Origin of the sequence: Olleya sp. Hel_I_94, from assembly GCF_007827365.1 — a bacterium.
Lineage (GTDB): Bacteria > Bacteroidota > Bacteroidia > Flavobacteriales > Flavobacteriaceae > Olleya.
This window is the reverse complement of record NZ_VISI01000002.1, coordinates 1616682-1636488: the sequence shown is the minus strand read 5'-3', so window position 1 is coordinate 1636488 and position 19807 is coordinate 1616682. Positions and strand designations below refer to the sequence as shown.

The 19807-nt window shown below is 32.0% G+C and carries 14 protein-coding genes; 6 read left to right on the top strand and 8 right to left on the bottom strand.

Going from position 1 to position 19807, the window contains the following annotated elements; translation table 11 throughout:
• The 4 genes from JM82_RS10575 to JM82_RS10560 all read left to right on the top strand — a co-directional run bounded on the left by JM82_RS10575 (position 1) and on the right by JM82_RS10560 (position 7039).
• The gene (locus tag JM82_RS10575) at positions 1-2502 is read left to right on the top strand and encodes a DUF5686 family protein (protein WP_145003357.1); all 2502 of its coding nucleotides are present in this window, start codon (positions 1-3) and stop codon (positions 2500-2502) included.
• A 261-nt stretch (positions 2503-2763) separates the two neighbouring features.
• A complete protein-coding gene (locus tag JM82_RS10570; RefSeq protein WP_145003354.1) occupies positions 2764-3291 on the top strand; it encodes an inorganic diphosphatase in 528 nt (175 codons plus the stop codon).
• A 252-nt stretch (positions 3292-3543) separates the two neighbouring features.
• Positions 3544-5961 (top strand): sodium-translocating pyrophosphatase, encoded by a 2418-nt coding sequence (locus tag JM82_RS10565; RefSeq protein WP_145003352.1) that lies wholly within the window; start codon positions 3544-3546, stop codon positions 5959-5961.
• Positions 5962-5995: 34 nt separating this feature from the next.
• Positions 5996-7039 (top strand): App1 family protein, encoded by a 1044-nt coding sequence (locus JM82_RS10560; protein WP_261375355.1) that lies wholly within the window; start codon positions 5996-5998, stop codon positions 7037-7039.
• Between the two features lie 84 nt (positions 7040-7123).
• Here JM82_RS10560 and JM82_RS10555 read toward each other — a convergent pair whose 3' ends face one another.
• A complete protein-coding gene (locus JM82_RS10555; protein WP_145003349.1) occupies positions 7124-7738 on the bottom strand; it encodes a deoxynucleoside kinase in 615 nt (204 codons plus the stop codon).
• Positions 7739-7740: 2 nt separating this feature from the next.
• A complete protein-coding gene (locus tag JM82_RS10550) occupies positions 7741-8520 on the bottom strand; it encodes a hypothetical protein (RefSeq protein ID WP_145003346.1) in 780 nt (259 codons plus the stop codon).
• A 156-nt stretch (positions 8521-8676) separates the two neighbouring features.
• Between JM82_RS10550 and JM82_RS10545 the strand changes: the two genes are divergently transcribed.
• Both JM82_RS10545 and JM82_RS10540 read left to right on the top strand, forming a co-directional pair.
• Entirely contained in the window at positions 8677-9582 is a 906-nt protein-coding gene (locus JM82_RS10545; RefSeq protein WP_145003342.1) for a GLPGLI family protein, read from the top strand.
• A gap of 33 nt (positions 9583-9615) precedes the next feature.
• On the top strand, positions 9616-12339 hold the full coding sequence (locus JM82_RS10540; protein WP_145003339.1) for a TonB-dependent receptor: 2724 nt from the start codon (positions 9616-9618) through the stop codon (positions 12337-12339).
• 110 nt (positions 12340-12449) lie between these two features.
• Here JM82_RS10540 and rodA read toward each other — a convergent pair whose 3' ends face one another.
• The 6 genes from rodA to purH form a co-directional block, all read right to left on the bottom strand.
• The gene (gene rodA / locus JM82_RS10535; RefSeq protein ID WP_145003336.1) at positions 12450-13724 is read right to left on the bottom strand and encodes a rod shape-determining protein RodA; all 1275 of its coding nucleotides are present in this window, start codon (positions 13722-13724) and stop codon (positions 12450-12452) included.
• Positions 13711-15660: a penicillin-binding protein 2 gene (gene mrdA, locus JM82_RS10530; protein WP_145003333.1), complete on the bottom strand. Its 1950-nt coding sequence runs from the start codon at positions 15658-15660 to the stop codon at positions 13711-13713. Before mrdA ends, rodA begins: the two co-directional genes overlap by 14 nt.
• Positions 15657-16163, bottom strand: a complete 507-nt coding sequence (locus JM82_RS10525; RefSeq protein WP_145003330.1) for a rod shape-determining protein MreD — start codon at positions 16161-16163, stop codon at positions 15657-15659. Before JM82_RS10525 ends, mrdA begins: the two co-directional genes overlap by 4 nt.
• The gene (gene mreC / locus JM82_RS10520) at positions 16156-16971 is read right to left on the bottom strand and encodes a rod shape-determining protein MreC (RefSeq protein ID WP_145003329.1); all 816 of its coding nucleotides are present in this window, start codon (positions 16969-16971) and stop codon (positions 16156-16158) included. The genes JM82_RS10525 and mreC overlap by 8 nt, the downstream gene beginning before the upstream one ends.
• A gap of 13 nt (positions 16972-16984) precedes the next feature.
• Positions 16985-18013, bottom strand: coding sequence for a rod shape-determining protein (locus JM82_RS10515; RefSeq protein WP_028283484.1), 1029 nt, complete (start codon positions 18011-18013; stop codon positions 16985-16987).
• A 246-nt stretch (positions 18014-18259) separates the two neighbouring features.
• A complete protein-coding gene (gene purH / locus JM82_RS10510; protein ID WP_145003327.1) occupies positions 18260-19789 on the bottom strand; it encodes a bifunctional phosphoribosylaminoimidazolecarboxamide formyltransferase/IMP cyclohydrolase in 1530 nt (509 codons plus the stop codon).
• Between the last annotated feature and the right edge of the window lie 18 nt (positions 19790-19807).

The following is a 19807-nucleotide window of genomic DNA, read 5'->3' as shown; positions in this document are numbered from 1 at the left end:
ATGAATAGTAAACTTTTTTGCCTCTTTTTTTTATTCGGAAGTCTTTTTGCAATTGCACAAACAAAAGTAAGTGGTGTTGTGTTTGATGAGTATGATCAACCAGTGTCATTTGCGAATGTAATTTTTAAAGGGTCTTCAATTGGTGTTATTACTAATGAAGAAGGACGTTTTTATATGGAAGATAGTAATACTTGGGAAACACTATCCATATCATTTATAAGTTTTGAAACCCAAGAAATTAAACTAACTAAAAAAGTAAATTACGACTTAAAAGTAATTTTAAAAGAAGAAGTTGCAGCTTTAGATGAAGTAGTCATAGTATCTGGTAAGCAGTCCAAAAAAAATAATCCAGCGATTGATATCCTTCGAAAAATATGGGCAAATAAACGTAGCAATGGATTAAAAAAGTACAAACAATACCAATACGATAAATACGAAAAAGTAGAATTTGACCTAAATACAATCGATAGCTCATTAATGAAAAGTAAGCTATTTAAAGGTATGGAGTTTGTTTTTGAGCAAGTAGATACCTCTAACGTAACAGGTAAAACGTATTTACCAATGTTTATTAATGAGTCCTCTAGCCAAGTGTATGGTGATAATATTATTAATGAAAAACGCGAAGTATTAAAAGGTAATAAAAACTCAGGATTTAGTAATAATCAAATTATAATAGATTTTGTTGATGACCTATACTCGGATTACGATGTATATGATAACTACTTAAAGTTTTTTGATAAAAGTTTTACAAGTCCAATTTCTAGAACCGGAATTCAGACCTATAATTATGTGCTAGCAGACAGTAGTTTTATAGATAACAAATGGTGTTATAATATTATTTACTATCCAAGACGTAAAAACGAGTTAACCTTTAAAGGAGATTTTTGGGTAGCGGACACCACATTTGCTATCAAAGAAATTAACATGCAAGCCTCTAAAAGCGCAAATATAAATTGGGTTAAAGAGATTTATATAGAACAAGAATTTGAAGTCCTTAACGATTCTGTCTTTCTTATAAAACGAGATTACTTCATGAGTGATTTTGCATTTAATAAAAAAGAAAAATCAAAGGGGATTTACGGTAAGCGTACCACACTATATGATAACTATACGTTTGATCAAGTAAAAGATCCTAAATTTTATAAAGAAAAAGTTTACACCTTTGACCAAGACATCTATAATCAAGATGATAGTTTTTGGGATAAAAACAGAATGGAATCTTTAAGTAAAGACGAAAAAGGTGTTTATGTCATGTTAGACTCATTAAAAAACACCCAAAAGTTTAAACGTCTTTATAATCTTGGAAGCATATTAGCTTCAGGTTATGTCGAGTTTCCAGAGCTTAATTTGGATTATGGACCAATCTTCTCAACCTTTGGTTATAACGAAGTAGAAGGCGTAAGACTAAGAGCAGGTGGACGTACATACTTTGGTCAAAACGATATGTGGCGTATCGAAGGATATACAGCCTATGGATTTAAGGATAATAAATTTAAATATGGATTATCAGGTAAATGGTTACTAGATAAACGTAGTCGATTAATTATATCAGGAGGAAACCGACGTGATGTAGAGCAAATTGGAGCAAGTCTAACAACAAGTACAGATGTTTTAGGTCGAAGTTTAGCCAGTAGCTCAGTAGTTGGAACAGGTACAAACGATAAATTAACAAACATCAATTTAAGTACATTATCAATCGAAGCAGAGCCTTTTAGAAATTTGGTAACACGTGTTAGCGGAAGCTACAGGACTTTAGAGTCAGCATCGCCAACCTTTAGTTTAGATTACTTTACAGATGCAACACAAACCACTACCAAGTCGGATCTTAAACAATACGAAACAGCATTTTCTATGTCCTTTTTCCCTAACAGAGAAATGACAGGTTATGGTGTAGAAAGACGAACTAAAAATGATGACTTTGCTAGATTATTTGCACAAGTATCAGTTGGTAATCAAGGGGTTTTAGACAGTGATTTTGATTATACTAAATTACAATTTTCATATACACAACCATGGTCTTTAGGTGGTTTTGGACGATTATACACAACCGTAGAAGCAGGTAAGACTTATGGTGAAGTACCATTAGGTTTATTAAGTGTTGTACCTGGAAATCAAAGTTATTTTTCAATTTACAACACCTTTTCTAATTTAGATTTTTACGAGTTTGTTACAGATGAATATGCAACGTTACATGTCGAGCATAATTTTAATGGACGTCTGTTTTCTCGTATACCATTCTTAAAAAAATATAATTTAAGAGCCATAGTTGGTGCAAGAGGTGTTATTGGAGATGTTAGTCAAGAAAATCGCGATATAAATGCTTCGGGATTAATATATAGAGCGCCAACTAAAGAAGCGTATTACGAGTATAGTGTTGGAGTAGGTAACATCTTTAAAGTATTAAGAATAGATTTTAATTTTAGAGGTAATTACTTAAACGCAGTAACCAACCCAGATGCCAGAAAATTTGGAGTTACAGGAAGCTTTGGCTTTTATTTTTAAATAAAAACACGACACGTTTACTGTATATTGTACAAGGATAAATATTAATTGTACAGGAATTACTAAAACAAATAATTAGGATTATTTTTAATTATTACAAAAGTTTAGCGGTTGATTTTATATTAACTTAACAATTAAAACCTTAATCGGTATTTTTCGTTTTTTATATTTGTCAAAACCTAAATAATCTTGTACTTTTGCAAGCCGAAAAAGTAAAGCAAAATTTAAATTCCGCTTGACGGAAAACTAAAATAATATTATATGAGTCCATCTGGAAAAAAGACATTTGACGTATTAATTGAAATACCTAAAGGAAGTAGAAACAAGTATGAGTACGATTTTGAATTAAACAAAATTCGTTTTGATCGTATGTTGTTTTCTTCAATGATGTATCCAGGAGATTATGGTTTTATACCAGAAACTTTAGCTTTAGATGGAGATCCATTAGATGTTTTAGTAATGGGAACAGAACCTACTTTTCCAATGTGTGTAATGGAAGTAAAACCAATTGGTGTTTTCCATATGGCAGATGAAAAAGGTCCTGATGAAAAAATAATTTGTGTACCAGTTACAGATCCTATTTGGAATAGCTGTAATGATATCGAGGATTTAAATCCACATAGAATAAAAGAAATTACTCACTTTTTTCAAGTGTATAAAGACTTAGAGAAAAAGAAAGTTGATGTTGGTGGATGGGGAGATGCTAAAGAGGCATATGAAATCTTAAACAAATGTGTAGAGCGTTATGAAAATAGCGAGCATAAAACAAATGGAGATTTTACTATCTAAGTAATACATCTAAATTTTAATTAAAACCCTCTCATTGTATAATGAGAGGGTTTTTTGTTTGCAATACTATTTGATTTATCTGTTTTGTAAGGACTTGTGGTTTTGTCGTAATAGTAAATAATAATTCCTGTTTTGTTTTTAAATATTATTATAAATGTAAATTTAATGTTAAAAAATTGCGATGTTAATATTTTAACTTCTGTTTGATTTTGTTACTTTAGCAGTAATTAAAAACTAATCAAACAAACTTATATGGAATCAATGATGATTTATATGCCTATTGCTATGGCAATTTTGGGCTTAATTTACATGGTTATTAAACAATCTTGGGTAATGAAGCAAGATGCAGGTGATGGTAAAATGAAAGAGATTTCGGACCATATCTACGAAGGTGCTCTAGCTTTTCTAAACGCAGAATATAGATTGTTGTCAGTTTTTGTGGTTATAGTAAGTGTGCTACTTGCTGTTGTCGCATATTTTGTACCAACTACAAGTTATTTAATTGTAATAGCCTTTGTATGTGGAGCTGTTTTTTCTGCAGCTGCAGGAAATATCGGAATGAAAATAGCAACTAAAACAAATGTTAGGACTACACAAGCTGCAAGAACAAGTCTACCAAATGCGCTTAAAATTTCGTTTGGAGGAGGAACTGTCATGGGATTAGGTGTTGCAGGATTAGCAGTGTTAGGTTTAACGATATTTTTTATAGCATTCTTTCAAATATTTATGGATGGAGCTTGGACTAATACTATGGATATGACTATTGTATTAGAGACTTTAGCTGGTTTTTCATTAGGAGCAGAGTCTATCGCGCTATTCGCAAGAGTTGGTGGAGGGATTTACACTAAAGCTGCAGATGTTGGAGCTGATTTAGTAGGTAAAGTAGAAGCTGGTATACCAGAAGACGATCCACGTAATCCTGCTACTATTGCAGATAATGTTGGTGATAATGTTGGAGACGTTGCTGGTATGGGAGCCGATTTATTTGGATCGTATGTTGCAACTGTTTTAGCAGCAATGGTTTTAGGTAACTATGTTATTAAAGATATGGGTGGAGCAATCACTGATGCTTTTGGAGGTATTGGTCCTATTTTACTTCCTATGTCTATTGCAGGAGTGGGAATAATAATTTCTATAATTGGAACGCTATTAGTTAAAATTAGTAGTAATGACGCTAAAGAGTCACAAGTAATGGGAGCTTTGAACCTTGGAAACTGGGTGTCTATTGGTTTAGTTGCTGCTGCATGTTATGGATTAGTGACTTGGATGCTACCAGAAACAATGCAAATGAACTTTTTTGGAGAAGGTTTACAAGATATTTCTAGCATAAGAGTGTTTTATGCAACTTTAGTGGGTCTATTTGTAGGAGCAGTAATTTCTTCGGTAACCGAATATTATACAGGATTAGGTAAAAAGCCAATTTTAAAAATAGTACAACAGTCTAGTACAGGAGCAGGAACAAATATTATTGCAGGTTTAGCAACAGGTATGATATCTACATTTCCTTCAGTATTACTATTTGCAGGAGCAATATGGGCATCGTACGCATTGGCAGGATTTTATGGTGTTGCTTTAGCAGCCTCTGCAATGATGGCGACTACAGCAATGCAATTAGCAATTGATGCATTTGGACCAATATCTGATAATGCAGGAGGTATTGCCGAAATGAGTGAGCAAGAACCAATTGTAAGAGAACGTACAGATATACTAGACTCGGTTGGAAACACAACTGCAGCAACTGGTAAAGGTTTTGCGATTGCGTCTGCAGCATTAACATCATTAGCCTTATTTGCTGCTTATGTTACATTTACAGGTATTGACGGAATTAATATTTTTAAAGCACCAGTTTTAGCAATGTTATTTGTTGGAGGAATGGTACCTGTAGTTTTTTCTGCATTGGCAATGAATGCTGTAGGAAAAGCAGCTATGGAAATGGTTGAAGAAGTGCGTAGACAGTTTAGAGATATTCCAGGTATAATGGAAGGTACAGGTAAGCCAGAATACGATAAGTGTGTTGCTATTTCAACTAAAGCATCTTTAAAAGAAATGATGTTACCAGGATTATTAACCATTGGGTTTCCTTTGGTTATTGCTTTTGTTCCTATGATTTTTGGAATGAAACATTTAGCAATTGCTGAAATGCTAGGAGGTTACATGGCTGGTGTTACGGTAAGTGGTGTGCTTTGGGCTATTTTTCAGAATAATGCTGGAGGCGCATGGGATAATGCAAAAAAATCTTTTGAAGCAGGTGTCGAAATTAATGGTGAGATGACTTTTAAAGGAAGTGATGCACATAAAGCAGCAGTAACAGGAGATACTGTTGGAGATCCATTTAAAGATACTTCTGGACCATCAATGAATATTTTAATTAAGTTAACCTGTTTAATTGGTTTAGTGATTGCACCAATTTTAGGAGGTCATACTGAAACTGGAGTAGCTAATACAGACCAAGTAACTATTGAAAAAGAAATGATAGTTAACGAAAATATTGCTGAGGCAACAATAACTTATTCTGTAATTATTGATGGACAAGAGGTTGTTAAACAAGAACGCTTTAGAGGAAGTAAGGAAGATGTAGATGCTAAATTAAGAGACTTTGAAGCGTCTAATAATGTAGCGACTGAACAAAACAAAAAAACAATTAAAAAAATTGATGTCAAAAAAGGGTAATCCATTATCAGAAATTTAAATTTTAAACCTGCTAATGACTTTAGCAGGTTTTTTTTATATTATATTTGATGTGATGAGTTGGTTTAAGAAAGATCCTTTACAAATTATTTCATTTTTAAGTTATGGTACATCTAAGCGATTATACCATCGTGGTCGTGCGTTGGAGGATGAAACTATTGATTTAGAACAAAAAAGCTTACTAGCTTTAGTTTTAAATACATGGAAAAGATTTGAAACAGATGAGGTTAAAAAGACAAAGCTAAAAATAACATTGCCTAATAATAAAGTCATTTATACCAAGACAGATAAAGATGGTTATTACAAAATAGACAGAGCAATTGAGGATGTTGAGGTATTCATAAATACTGAAGGTTGGTTAAATATTGAAGTCGCCTATGATGATGCTACCCTAAAGCGAACCATACAAAATCAAAATAAGTTTCCTGCGCAAATACTTATCCCTAATTTAAATTCTGATTTTGGAATTATTAGTGATATTGATGACACTATATTACATACAGGAGTGGTTTCTATATTAAAATGGCGTGTACTATATAATACTTTTTTTAAGCATGCTCAAAATAGAATACCATTGGAAGGCGCTGCTGAGTTTTATCATTTATTGCACAAAGGACCAAATGGAAATAAGGCTAATCCTATTTTTTATGTTAGTCATAGTCCATGGAATTTGTATCGCTACTTAGAGTTTTTTCTCAAAAAAAATAATTTCCCAAAAGGCCCTATTTTACTTAGAAGTTTCAGAACTATTTTTAAGAAAAAGTCATCTACTTGTAAGCCAGCAAAACAGTTAGAAATACAAAACATATTAAAGACATATCCAGACTTCACTTTTATATTAATAGGTGATAGTGGAGAGCATGATCCAGATATTTATCTAGAGATTGTTAATACTTTTCCCAATCGTATTAAAGCGGTTTATTTAAGAAGCGTAAACGATAATAAAAAAATTAAACGAGTAAAAAGTTTACTTAACGCTTATAATACAACGCCTGTTTTATTAGTTAATTCTAGCAAGGACGCTATAATACATGCTAGGACAAACGGATTTATTAAGTAGTTACCCTTATAGTCATAAAAAAAGGTCACATAATTATGTAACCTTTTTTATATTTAAACTGTTTTTTAAACAAGTTAAGTTATTCTAAAATAACCCATTTATTTCAGCATCAATTTTATTAATTATAGTTCCTAAATCTTCAGGATTAGCAACAAAGTCCATATTATCTACATCAATTACTAATAAATTACCTTTAGTATATCCATGGATCCAAGCTTCATAACGTTCGTTTAATCTACTTAAATAGTCAATACTAATTGAGTTTTCGTAATCACGACCACGTTTATGTATTTGAGATACTAGATTTGGGATAGAGCTACGTAAGTAAATTAATAAATCTGGACCTTCAACAAAACCTTCCATTAAATCAAATAACGATTTATAGTTTTCAAAATCACGATTGGTCATTAAACCCATTGCATGTAAATTAGGAGCAAAAATGTGCGCATCCTCATATATTGTTCTATCCTGAATAATATCTCTTCCGCTTTCGCGAATTTGCGATACTTGTCTAAAACGACTATTCAAAAAGTAAACCTGTAAGTTAAAACTCCAACGCTCCATTTGATTGTAAAAATCGTCAAGGTAAGGGTTGTCTACAACGTCCTCTAATTGAGCCTCCCAGTTAAAGTGTTTGGCTAATAATTTAGTAAGCGTCGTTTTTCCTGCGCCTATATTTCCTGCTATGGCAACGTGCATAGTTAGTCTGTTTTAAGTTGGTATTGATAAAGTAATTTGCGAGTGTAAATATACAGGATTTGATTGGTTACAAAAAACTGACTTATTAACATATTTGGTATATCGATCGCACTTATAGTTTTTGTTTCGTGGTTATAAAAATTTAATATATTTTCTTTCTCAAGTATTAAATTTTCGTTGTAAGCTTTAATGTTTGTGTAGCCATCATTTTTAAACTTATAAACTAAGCTTCCAAAATAATTATAGCAATACAAGTTGTTTTCGGTAAGAAGCCAACAATAATTATAATTACTAGTCAGGTCTAATACTTTGGAGCTAACCGGAATTGTCTTATATCGTGTGGTTTTGGTTTGATAATCATACAACTCTAAGTATTGAAAATCTTGATTAAATAACCATATCGTATTGTCAAAACCCGTTGTAATGTGAGAAATATTTTTATAAGGTTGTAACGTGTTAAAGTCTAATTTAGAGACTTCGGCTAATCTATTATCTAATATAATTACAGTGTTTAAGTCACCATAAAACACATTAATTTTTAATGGATTAAAAGTGTGCACAGACGTTATATTGCCTAATTGGATATTGCTGTAATTAATAGTGTGTTTATCAGATTTTTTAAAAAGTACATTATTTTGAACATAATACAGGTTTTCAAAATTATTTTTAGAAATAAAAACATCAGCATTAAGGCTGTCCACTGCTATATAATTTGCAGATATTTTGTTTTGAGCGGACAGTGTTAAGCAGCTGATAAAAAAGAAAAGCACTAGTTGTTTCATGGGTTAACAATGTACAAAAACTAAACCAAACCTGTAACAATTAGTTTGTCAAGTAGACTAATATTTTTATTAGTAACTTTTATCTGTTATGGATTAAACTATCTGTAAAAATAAGAGTCTAAAGTGTGGAATATCAAACAATAAAATTTAAATAAAATGAAATTAAAATCAACTTTTAAAAATCTAGCAACACTGTTAGTATTGATTATCACTTCAAGCGTTTTTGCGCAAGATGCTTTTCAGGGTCAGGCAACTTACATGTCAAAAACGACTATGGATATGGATAATTTTGGTGGTCGTGAGTTAAGTCCAGAGCGAAAAAAAATGATAATGGAGCGTATGAAAACAATGCTTGAAAAGACATTTATACTAGATTTTAATAAATCAGAATCTACTTATAAAGAAGATGAAGCATTAGATGCTCCTGGTGGTGGAGGAAGAGGTTTTATGATGGGTGGAATGGCTGCTGGAACAATCTATAAGGATGTAAAAGAAAACGTACTATTACATGACCAAGAGTTTTTTGGAAAGCAATTTTTAATTAAAGATAGTTTAGTAAAATTAGATTGGAAAATGAGTGGCGAGTCTAAGCAGATCGGTAAATACACCGCTTTTAAAGCAACTGCTACTAAAAAAGTAGACGCTGCAGATTGGACAAATATGAGAAGAAGAGGAAATGATAGAGATAAAAAGAAGGACGATAATAAAGAAGTTGCAGAAGTAGAAAAAGATAGCACTAAAACTGATGCACCAAAAGATCCATTTGATGATATTGAAATTCCAGAAGAAATTGAAGTGACTGCATGGTACACAATGGACATACCAGTTAATAGTGGTCCTGGTGAATATTGGGGACTTCCAGGTTTAATATTAGAGGTTAATGCAGGTAGAACAACTATTTTATGTTCTAAAATTGTTATGAATCCTTCTGATAAAAACGAAATTAAAAAACCAACCAAAGGAAAAGAAGTGACTATGGAAGAATACCAGGACATTGTAAAGAAAAAAATGGAAGAAATGCGCGAGATGTTTAGATCACGTGGTGGAAGAGGTAGAAATTAATTTTTTTCAATAAAAACCAATCAATAATAACAAATGAAACACTTATTTACAGCACTACTATTTTTAGTAGTAAGTACCACTTTTGCTCAAGTCAAGTTTGAAGGTGTCGTTAAGGATAGTACAGGATATGGACTAGAGTTAGCTAATGTTGTTGCTATAAACCAAGCAACAAAAACACTGGAAGCGTATTCTATCACTAATGATAAAGGACGTTATAAATTAAATTTAGATGTTAATTCTTCTTATAGCATTCAGGTTAGTTATATTGGAATGAAACAAATTTCTGAAACCATTCAAACTAAGGAAGCGGATCTTTTTAAAGATTATGTAATGGCTATGGACAATAGTTTAGATGAAATTGAAATCACTTACGAAATGCCTGTTACCATTAGTGGAGATACAATAACCTATAATGCAGATTCTTTTAAAAACGGAACAGAACGTAAACTTGGTGATGTATTAGAGAAAATGCCAGGCGTTGAGGTTAATGATGATGGTGAGGTAGAAATAGAAGGTAAAAAGGTTGGTAAAGTCATGATTGATGGTAAGGAGTTTTTTGATGGTGATACTAAATTAGCGACAAAAAATATTCCTGCAAATGCTATTGATAAAGTACAAGTGTTAAAAAACTATTCTGAAGTTGGACAGTTAAGTGGTGTGACTAATAATCAAGATAATATTGCTATTAATATTAAATTAAAAGAAGGTAAGAAAAACTTTTGGTTTGGAACAGTAACAGCTGGAGCAGGAGACTCTAGTAGTGGCGAGTTGTACTTAGCACAACCTAAGTTATTTTACTATAGCCCTAAAAAAAGTATCAACTTTATTGGTGACTTAAATAACATTGGAGAATTGGCATTATCTAGACGAGATATTTTTAATTTCTCAGGTGGTTTCCAACAACCTAGCCAACAAAGCGGAACCAATATTAGCTTAGGAAGTAACGATTTGGGCTTTAGACAACTTCAAAATAATCAAGCTAAAAGTTTAAATACCAAATTTGGTGCAGCTAACTTTAGTTACTCGCCAACAAGTGTTTTGGACGTTAGTGGATTTGCGATTTTTGCTAGTAGCAGAATTGAATTACAAGAAGACAGTCAAGTCTTATATACAGATCAGACATTAGGGATTCCGGATGAAACTACAGCTAGTAATACGCAACAAAAAAGCGATTTAGGACTAGTTAAATTTAGTGCTAAGTATAAGCCAAATGCTAATAATCAATTGGATTATGACATACTTGGACGTACCTCTAAGGATCAGCAATTTAACGGAACTTTTTCTAATGTTGTTGGCGCAATTGAGCAATTTGAAGAAACTAATCCGTATAAAATAAATCAAAACCTGAATTATTATTATACTATGGATGAAGATAATATTTTTGCATTATCTGTTCAACATTTATTACAAGATGAAGATCCTTTTTATAATGCACTTTTACAAAATGATCCAACAAGTTCGGCAGATCCATTTGATAATACTGCAGTAGGTTTAGGTTTAGATGGTACTCAGGTTTCTTACGATGTAAATCAACAAAAACGTGTTAAGACCAATCAGTTAGATGCTAAGGTTGACTATTGGAATATTTTAAACAAAAAAAGTGATATTAACTTTACTGTTGGTACCATATATAGTAATCAACAGTTTGATTCTAACGTGTTTCAGACTTTGGATGATGGTAGTGAGGTTGACACCAACACATCAATACCAGGAGTGTCAGATATAAACGATATTAAATATACATTTAGCGATATATATCTTGGTGCGCATTACCGATTTAAAACAGGTAAATTTACTATTAGCCCAGGTTTATCTGCGCATGCTTATAGTGCAGTTAATGATCAATTTAACACAACAACTAAAGATAACTTTTTTAGAGTGCTTCCTGATTTAAATGTACGTGTGCAATTAAAAGGAACTGAAAACTTAAATTTATCATACAAAATGCAAACCCAATTTACAGATGTAAATCAGTTTGCTCAAGGTTTAGTTTTAAATAATTATAACTCGCAGTTTATTGGTAATCCAGAGCTAGAAAGTGCATTATCACATAATATAAACTTAAGCTACTTTAGCTTTAATATGTTTAATTATACTAATGTATTTGCCTTTATAAATTATTCTAAGAATATTGATAACATTAGAAACGTATCAGAGTTTCAACCTGGATCAGTTATTAGAACTAGTACACCATATAATTCTGGCTTAGAGGATGAAAGTTTAAGTGCTAGTGGACGTTTTCAGAGACGTTTTGGTAAGTTACAAGCCAGTGTAAGAGGTACATTTAATTATTCTAAGTTTAATCAATTTATTAATACTCAAATTTCGGTTAACGAAAACTATAACCAAAGTTACACCACAGAGTTGCGTTCAAACTTCAGAGAAGCACCTAATTTTGAGTTACGCTATACGTATGGCTTAAACAACAGTGTTCAAGGAGATAGAACTACTAAAATATATACTAATGCACCAGCTGTTGAGTTTGACGCATTAATATTTAAAAAGTTTACTTTTAAAACTGATTATACTTATAGTCGTCAAACTATTGATGGTAATAGTAATAGTTTTGGATTATGGAATGCTAATTTAGCTTACCGTAAAACTAGTGATAGTAAATGGGAATATGAATTAAAAGCAACTAACTTGTTAGATACAGATTCTAGAATACAGAATAGTAATGGAGCATTTTCAGTTAGTACTAGCGAGTATTTTATACAACCAAGATTTTTAACTGCAAGGTTTATTTATAATCTATAAGCTACATAAAGTCATATTAAAAAGCCCTTTAAATTAATGTTTAAAGGGCTTTTGTTTTGGTCTAGGTTATAGTAAATATAGTCTTAGATAAGTTTAATTATTATTTAGACTTACCATTGATTGATACGATTAGAATCTAACTTAATGAAAATAAAAACTAATATAGTAAATCCCCAAAGTCCAGAACCTCCATAACTAAAAAAGGGTAGAGGTATACCAATAGTAGGTATTAATCCCATAACCATGCCTATATTAATTAAAAAGTGTAAAAACAAAATAGCTCCTACAGCATAACCATACATCCTGCTAAATTGATTCTTCTGTCTTTCAGCTAAAACTAATATTCTTACAATTAAAAGTAAAAATACAACGACTGTTAAGAAGCTACCAATAAAACCCCATTCTTCGCCAACTGTACTAAAAATATAATCTGTGTGTTGTTCTGGTACAAAATTACCAGTTGTACGTGTTCCTTCTAAAAAGCCTTTTCCTTTAAACCCACCACTACTAATTGCTTTTTCAGACTCGTTAAGGTTGTAAGCAACGGTCTTTTTCATGCGTTCTAGTTTATCAGGATCTTTCTCTAAACTTAACCAAACTGTAATACGATCTTTTTGATGATCAGGCAGTATGTTTTCATAAAAAAAACGGACAGTAAATGCTAAAGACGTGCATAGTAGTATTACAATTATTGGTTGTATTATAGAAGGTTTCTTTTTTCTTGTAAAATAGTATGTAAGTACTACAATTGCAGTAATTAATAGTGTACTAATAACTCCAAATTTTAAAGCAAATATAGATAGTAGTATTAATAAAACACCAATAATTAAGTAAATATGTGGTAATCCTTCTCTATATAAAACAAAGAAAAATGCACCATAAACTATAGCACTTCCAGCATCTGGTTGTAGTAAAACTAAAAGAGCAGGTACAACTATAATAGCAAAGGTTTTTAGTTGATCACTAAATCGTCTTATATCGGTATTTAAATCGCTAACATATTTAGCAACAGCTAACGCAGTAGCAACCTTAGCAAATTCGCCTGGCTGAAAGGTGAATGATCCGATTGGATACCAAGATGTTGCTCCATTTATATTTTTACCAAAAACAAAAAGACCAGCTAAGGATATTAAGGCAATAAAATAAATAATGCTAGAAAACCGCTCGTAAAACTTAGACTCTATGGAGAGTACCAAAACAATTAGTACTATAGATAGTCCTATAAATACTAGTTGTTTACTGTAAAAATGAGAGAAATTTGTAAACTCCAACGCTTCACCAGAATGTGATGCAGAGATTATGTTTACCCAACCAAAAATGACTAGAATAAAAAATAGGAAGATTGTTAACCAATCAAATTTATAATATCTATCAGTTTGCCTCATCTTTTATTTTAGGTGTCACTTCTTGCAATAAGTCGGCATCTTTTAATGTAGGTGCAGGCACAATTTGCATTTGTGTTTCTCTGTTAATTTTAAAAGGTGCTCCGGATTGTGGTTTAGCATATTCGTTTTCTAGACTATGTGTTAAAATCCAAGTTTCTAAATCTGTTCGTGATATGGTTCCTTTTAAATATTTTTCAATCATTAAGCTTGCCATTCTACCAGCAAATCGGCTTCCCCAATACCCATTTTCAACAAAAACAGCAATCGCTATTTTAGGATTATCTTTTGGTGCAAAAGCAACAAATATGGAGTGATCGGTAAGCTGAGTTTGTACGCCATCAATTTTCGCATAGTTTTCTGCAGTCCCAGTTTTCCCGCAAATTTCTATACCTTCCACTTGAAGACTTGCTGCTGTACCCTTATTATAAACATCAAACATACCTTGTACGACAGGCTCAAAATGTTTTCTGTCAATGGTAGTATATCTTGGTGTTCTATACTTTTCGTCAATTGGTTCTCCTTCAATTTCTTTAATAATATGAGGCGTTATAAAATAGCCACGATTAGCTATTGCTGCAACCATATTTGCAAGTTGTATAGGTGTTGCTTCGACTTCACCTTGACCAATTGCGTTAGAGGTCATAAAGGTAGAGCTCCATCTATTTTTGCCATACCATTTGTCGTAAAATTTACTGTCAGGAATGCGTCCTTTTCTACCCACAACTAAATCATATCCAAGATAATCACCTAAACCAAAACTTTTAGCATGGTTACTCCATGCGTCCATTCCTGTGGCTGTATTTGGATATTTTTCTACGATACGTCTGTAAACATTCACAAAATAAGCATTACAAGATTCGTAGATCCCTAAATTCATATCAACAGGACTTCTATGACTGTGGCATCCATGTAATTTTCTACCGTTATAATAATAACCCATTCTGCAACTAAATTGTTCGGTTGGGTTAACAACACCTTCTTGCAATCCTATAAGTGCGTTAATAACTTTAAAAGGAGAACCTGGTGCATATTGTGCCTGTAATCCTCTATCAAAAGTTGGATTAGCTATGGAGTCGTTGTAAAGTTTTGTAAAGTTTTTTGATCGATCTCTACCGACCAATATATTAGGGTCGTAACTAGGTCCAGACACTAAAGCTAAAATTTCGCCAGTTTTAGGATCTAAGGCAATAATACCTCCTCGTTTATTAGTCATTAATAACTCGCCATAGGCTTGTAAGGTAGCATCAATAGTTATTTTTATGTCTTTACCTGCTTCTGGTAACGTGTCATGGATACCGTCTTGGTAAGGTCCAAGGTTTCTATTAAATCTGTCTTTTTGTATAAATTTAATTCCCTTTTGTCCACGTAAAGTCTTCTCGTAAGAAGCTTCAACACCTTGTTTACCAATTAAGTCTCCAGATTGGTAATAGCTGTCGTTTTGTATATTTCTATTGTTAACTTCTCCAATGTCTCCTAAAACATTGGCTCCAATAGCTGTTTCGTATTTTCTTAAATTTCTTTTTTGAATATAAAACCCTTCGTACTTACGCATTTTTTCTTGTAATACAGCATAATCCTCTTTGGATAAATGCGATACAAATACGTATGGTAATCGTGGCGAATATCTATAAGCTTTATTATATTTTTCAATAAAAGTTTGCTTGTCTATTTTTAGAAGATTGCAAAACTCAATAGTATCTAAAGGTTTAACCTCTCTTGGAATTACCATGACATCGTATGATGGTTGGTTGGATACTAAAAGTTTGCCATTTCTGTCATATACAAAACCACGTTTAGGATAGTCAAAAACTTTTCTAATCGCATTATCTTCGTATAAATTTGTAGAGGTTGCTTTGTATACTTGTAAGTAAAATAAGCGTCCAGTAAAAACAAGGCCTACAATTATTACAGAAAGAAGTAGAAATAATTTTCTCATTTAGATTTTGTGCTAAATATAGAAGTTATCAAAATACATAGCGTTATTGTGAATATACTAGAGAATAACGTGTGTTGAAGGACTAAAATTATTTTTGATATGTTAAATATTTCGAATAAAAAATAAGTAAAATGATGAATAAATGTTAGTATCGTTATATACGTTAGTCTTTGACCAAAATCAATGTTATTAAATTTTAAGGCTTGATGCTCGTAAACTGCTCCAAAACTAAACTTTAAAACAGCAGGTCTTATAAAAGCAACTACCAAAGCAGCTGTAGCATTTACACCACCAGAATCCATAAAAATATCAATTATTAGTCCCATTAAAAAACTAATAAATAAAAACAGAATACGATTGTTTTTAACAGGATATAAAACGATAAAAAGGATATAGATGTAAGGGTTTATATAACCTAAAAAGTTTATTTTACTAAATAAAAGTACTTGCAGTAATATAAGAACAACAAATCTTACAGTATGTATAGATAGTAGGTTATTCATTAGATTGAAGTAAATTATTAATTAGTTTTTTATCCTTATTTTCTATCACACTAACATGCTCAAGATTAGTCATGTCATTAAATAATAGTACTTCTACTTCGTAGTAATTTTTGGTAGCATCTAGTTTAAAACCTTCAACTTGACCTACTAAAATTCCTTTAGGAAAAATGGAAGAGCGTCCAGAGGTTATAATAGTATCACCTTTGTTAAGTTTTGTATTTTTTTGAATATCTGATAACTGAATATATCTTGGTGATTTACCATTCCAGCTTAAAGTACCAAACTGATTTGATTTTTTTAACTGACCGCTAATTTTATTAGTCGTGTTTAAAATTGATACTACAGTTGCATATTTACTATTAGTATTACCAATAATACCAATAATACCTTTAGACGAAATTACCCCTAAATCTGGTTTAATACTGTCTTTACTACCTTTATTGATAGTTAAAAAATTGTTTTGTAACGCGTAACTATTTTTAATAATCTTTGCGGTTGTAAACTTATATTTAGTGTTGTAGGAGGTCGAGTCTATAAAGGTCTCAGACTTTTCCGCTTGATTATTTAATATAGATCGTAAACGTGTATTTTCCTCATGCAGTTTGTCATTTTCTTCCTTTAAATGAAAATAACTACTAACCGAGTTTCCTATATTATAAACACCACCAGTTAAATTATTAGCCGAGTTTATAAACTTACTTTTATGATAAGAATGCGATTGTATTGTCAGTCCTACTGAAACGCAAAGCAACAACAAGAAAAACAAAAACGATTTGTTTCTAAGTATAAAATTTACAATTTGTTGCATTCAGTTTCTGTTACTACTTTATCAATACACTTTTGTATTTCGGAATATTTTTAAGTGTGATTCCTGTACCTCTAACAACAGCACGTAAAGGGTCTTCTGCAATATAAACAGGTAAATCTGTTTTTTGCGACAGACGCTTATCTAGACCACGTAACATAGATCCACCACCAGCAAGATAAATACCAGTATTGTATATATCAGCAGCTAACTCTGGAGGAGTTTGAGATAAAGTCTCCATAACAGCATCTTCAATACGTAAAATGGATTTGTCTAAAGCTTTAGCAATCTCTCTATAACTAATTTGTACTTGCTTAGGTTTACCAGTTAAAAGGTCACGTCCTTGAACGCTCATATCCTCTGGCGGAAGGTCTAAATCCTCAGTAGCAGCACCAATTTGTATTTTAATTTTTTCAGCAGTACGCTCTCCAACATATAAGTTATGTTGCGTGCGCATGTAATAAATAATATCGTTAGTAAAAACGTCACCTGCAATTTTTACAGATTTGTCACAAACAATACCTCCTAAAGCAATGACTGCAATTTCAGTAGTACCACCACCTATATCCACAATCATATTCCCTTTTGGTTGCATAATATCTACACCAATACCAATAGCAGCAGCCATAGGCTCATGTATTAAGTAAACTTCTTTACCATTTACACGTTCGGCACTTTCTTTTACCGCACGCATTTCTACCTCAGTAATTCCAGACGGAATACAAATAACCATACGTAAAGCAGGCGTAAATAATTTCTTTTTTAACGCAGGAATATTTTTAATAAACAAACTTATCATTTGTTCAGACGCATCAAAATCTGCAATTACACCATCTTTTAAAGGCCTAATAGTTTTAATGTTTTCATGCGTTTTACCTTGCATCATGTTGGCTTCTTGTCCAACAGCAATGATTTTTCCGCTAATACGGTCACGTGCAACTATGGAAGGTGCATCGACAACGACTTTGTCGTTATGAATAATTAAAGTGTTGGCAGTACCTAAATCTATAGCGATTTCTTCTGTCAGGAAATCAAAAAATCCCATGTGTTATTTGTAATTATAAGGCGTTATTAAAAAGATGCAGTAAAAGTAATAAAAGTATGGTAATATAAGGATTTAATACCTTACAAATTTTATTAATTGTCACACAATTAGAAGATACGATAAAAAACAAGTTTTGGACGTTTAACGCTTTCGCGGAAATTGAGCCAAATGGTATAAAAAAAAGCTTCAGTGTTTAAACTGAAGCTTTTAGATATTTGATATACTTTCGTTTTAAAATAAAACTAATTAATGTTTAAAATGACGTGTACCAGTCATAACCATTGCAATATTATTTTCATTACAATAATCAATGCTTAATTGATCTTTGATAGATCCTCCAGGTTGGATTACACTAGTGATTCCTGCGTTACCAGCTATTTCTACACAATCCGGAAACGGAAAAAACGCATCACTAGCCATGACGCTATCTTTTAAATCAAAGTTAAAAGACATAGCTTTATGTATGGCTTGATTTAAAGCATCTACACGACTAGTTTGACCAGTTCCGCTAGCACATAATTGTCTGTTTTTTACTAAAACAATAGTATTTGATTTAGTGTGCTTACATATTTTTGAGGCAAAAATTAAATCATCAATAGCATCGCTAGAAGGTTTGCTATTTGTTACATAAGTTAAATCTTCAATTTGGTCCGTTTTATTATTTTTATCTTGTACTAAAACTCCGTTTAGACAAGTTCTAACCGTTGTTGGAGCAAAATCAGTGTCTTTTAAAACAAGCAAGATTCTGTTTTTCTTACCTTTTAAAATTGCTTCAGCTTCTGCAGTAAAAGAAGGTGCAATTACAACTTCACAAAATAATTTATGAATCTCTGAAGCACAAGCCTCATCAATTTCAGTATTACTTATTAAAACACCACCAAATGCAGATACTGGATCACCAGCTAATGCATCTAGATACGCATTTAATACTGTGTCACGTTGTGCAAATCCACAAGCATTATTGTGTTTTAAAACTGCAAACGTAGGTTGTTCACCTTTAAATTCTTGAATTAAATTTACTGCAGCATCTACGTCTAAAAGGTTATTGTAACTTAACTCTTTACCATGTAGTTGTGTAAAAAGTGCATCAAAGTTTCCGTAAAAAAATCCTTTTTGGTGTGGGTTTTCTCCGTAACGTAAGACTTTACCGTTTGTTTCACTTAATTTTAAAGCAGGAATAGTTTGGTCTACATTAAAGTAGTTAAATATTGCAGAGTCGTAATGCGATGACACGTTAAATGCTTTGGCAGCAAATGCTTTTCTGTCAGCTTCAGATAAATCTCCTTTTTTCTCAGTAATCAATTCTAAAAATTCAGCATAATCGTCTACAGAAGATACACAAATGACGTCTGCATAGTTTTTAGCAGCAGCACGAATTAAAGAAATCCCTCCAATATCAATTTTTTCGATAATATCTTGGTTAGAAGCACCAGAAGCTACTGTTTTTTCAAAAGGATATAAATCTACAATTACGACATCTATTTGTGGTATGTCAAAGTCTTTCATTTCTTTAACATCACCATCATGGTTTTGTCTATTTAAAATTCCTCCAAATACTTTAGGATGTAATGTCTTTACGCGACCACCTAAAATAGAAGGGTATGATGTCACATCCTCTACAGGAACGACGTCAATACCAAGATTTTTAATAAAAGTTTCGGTTCCACCAGTAGAGTAGATGGTTACCCCTTGTTTATTTAGCTCTTTAACGATAGGTTCTAATCCATCTTTGCTAAATACTGAGATTAATGCAGATTTAATTGTTTTGTTGCTCATTATAGTTGTGTTAATAAG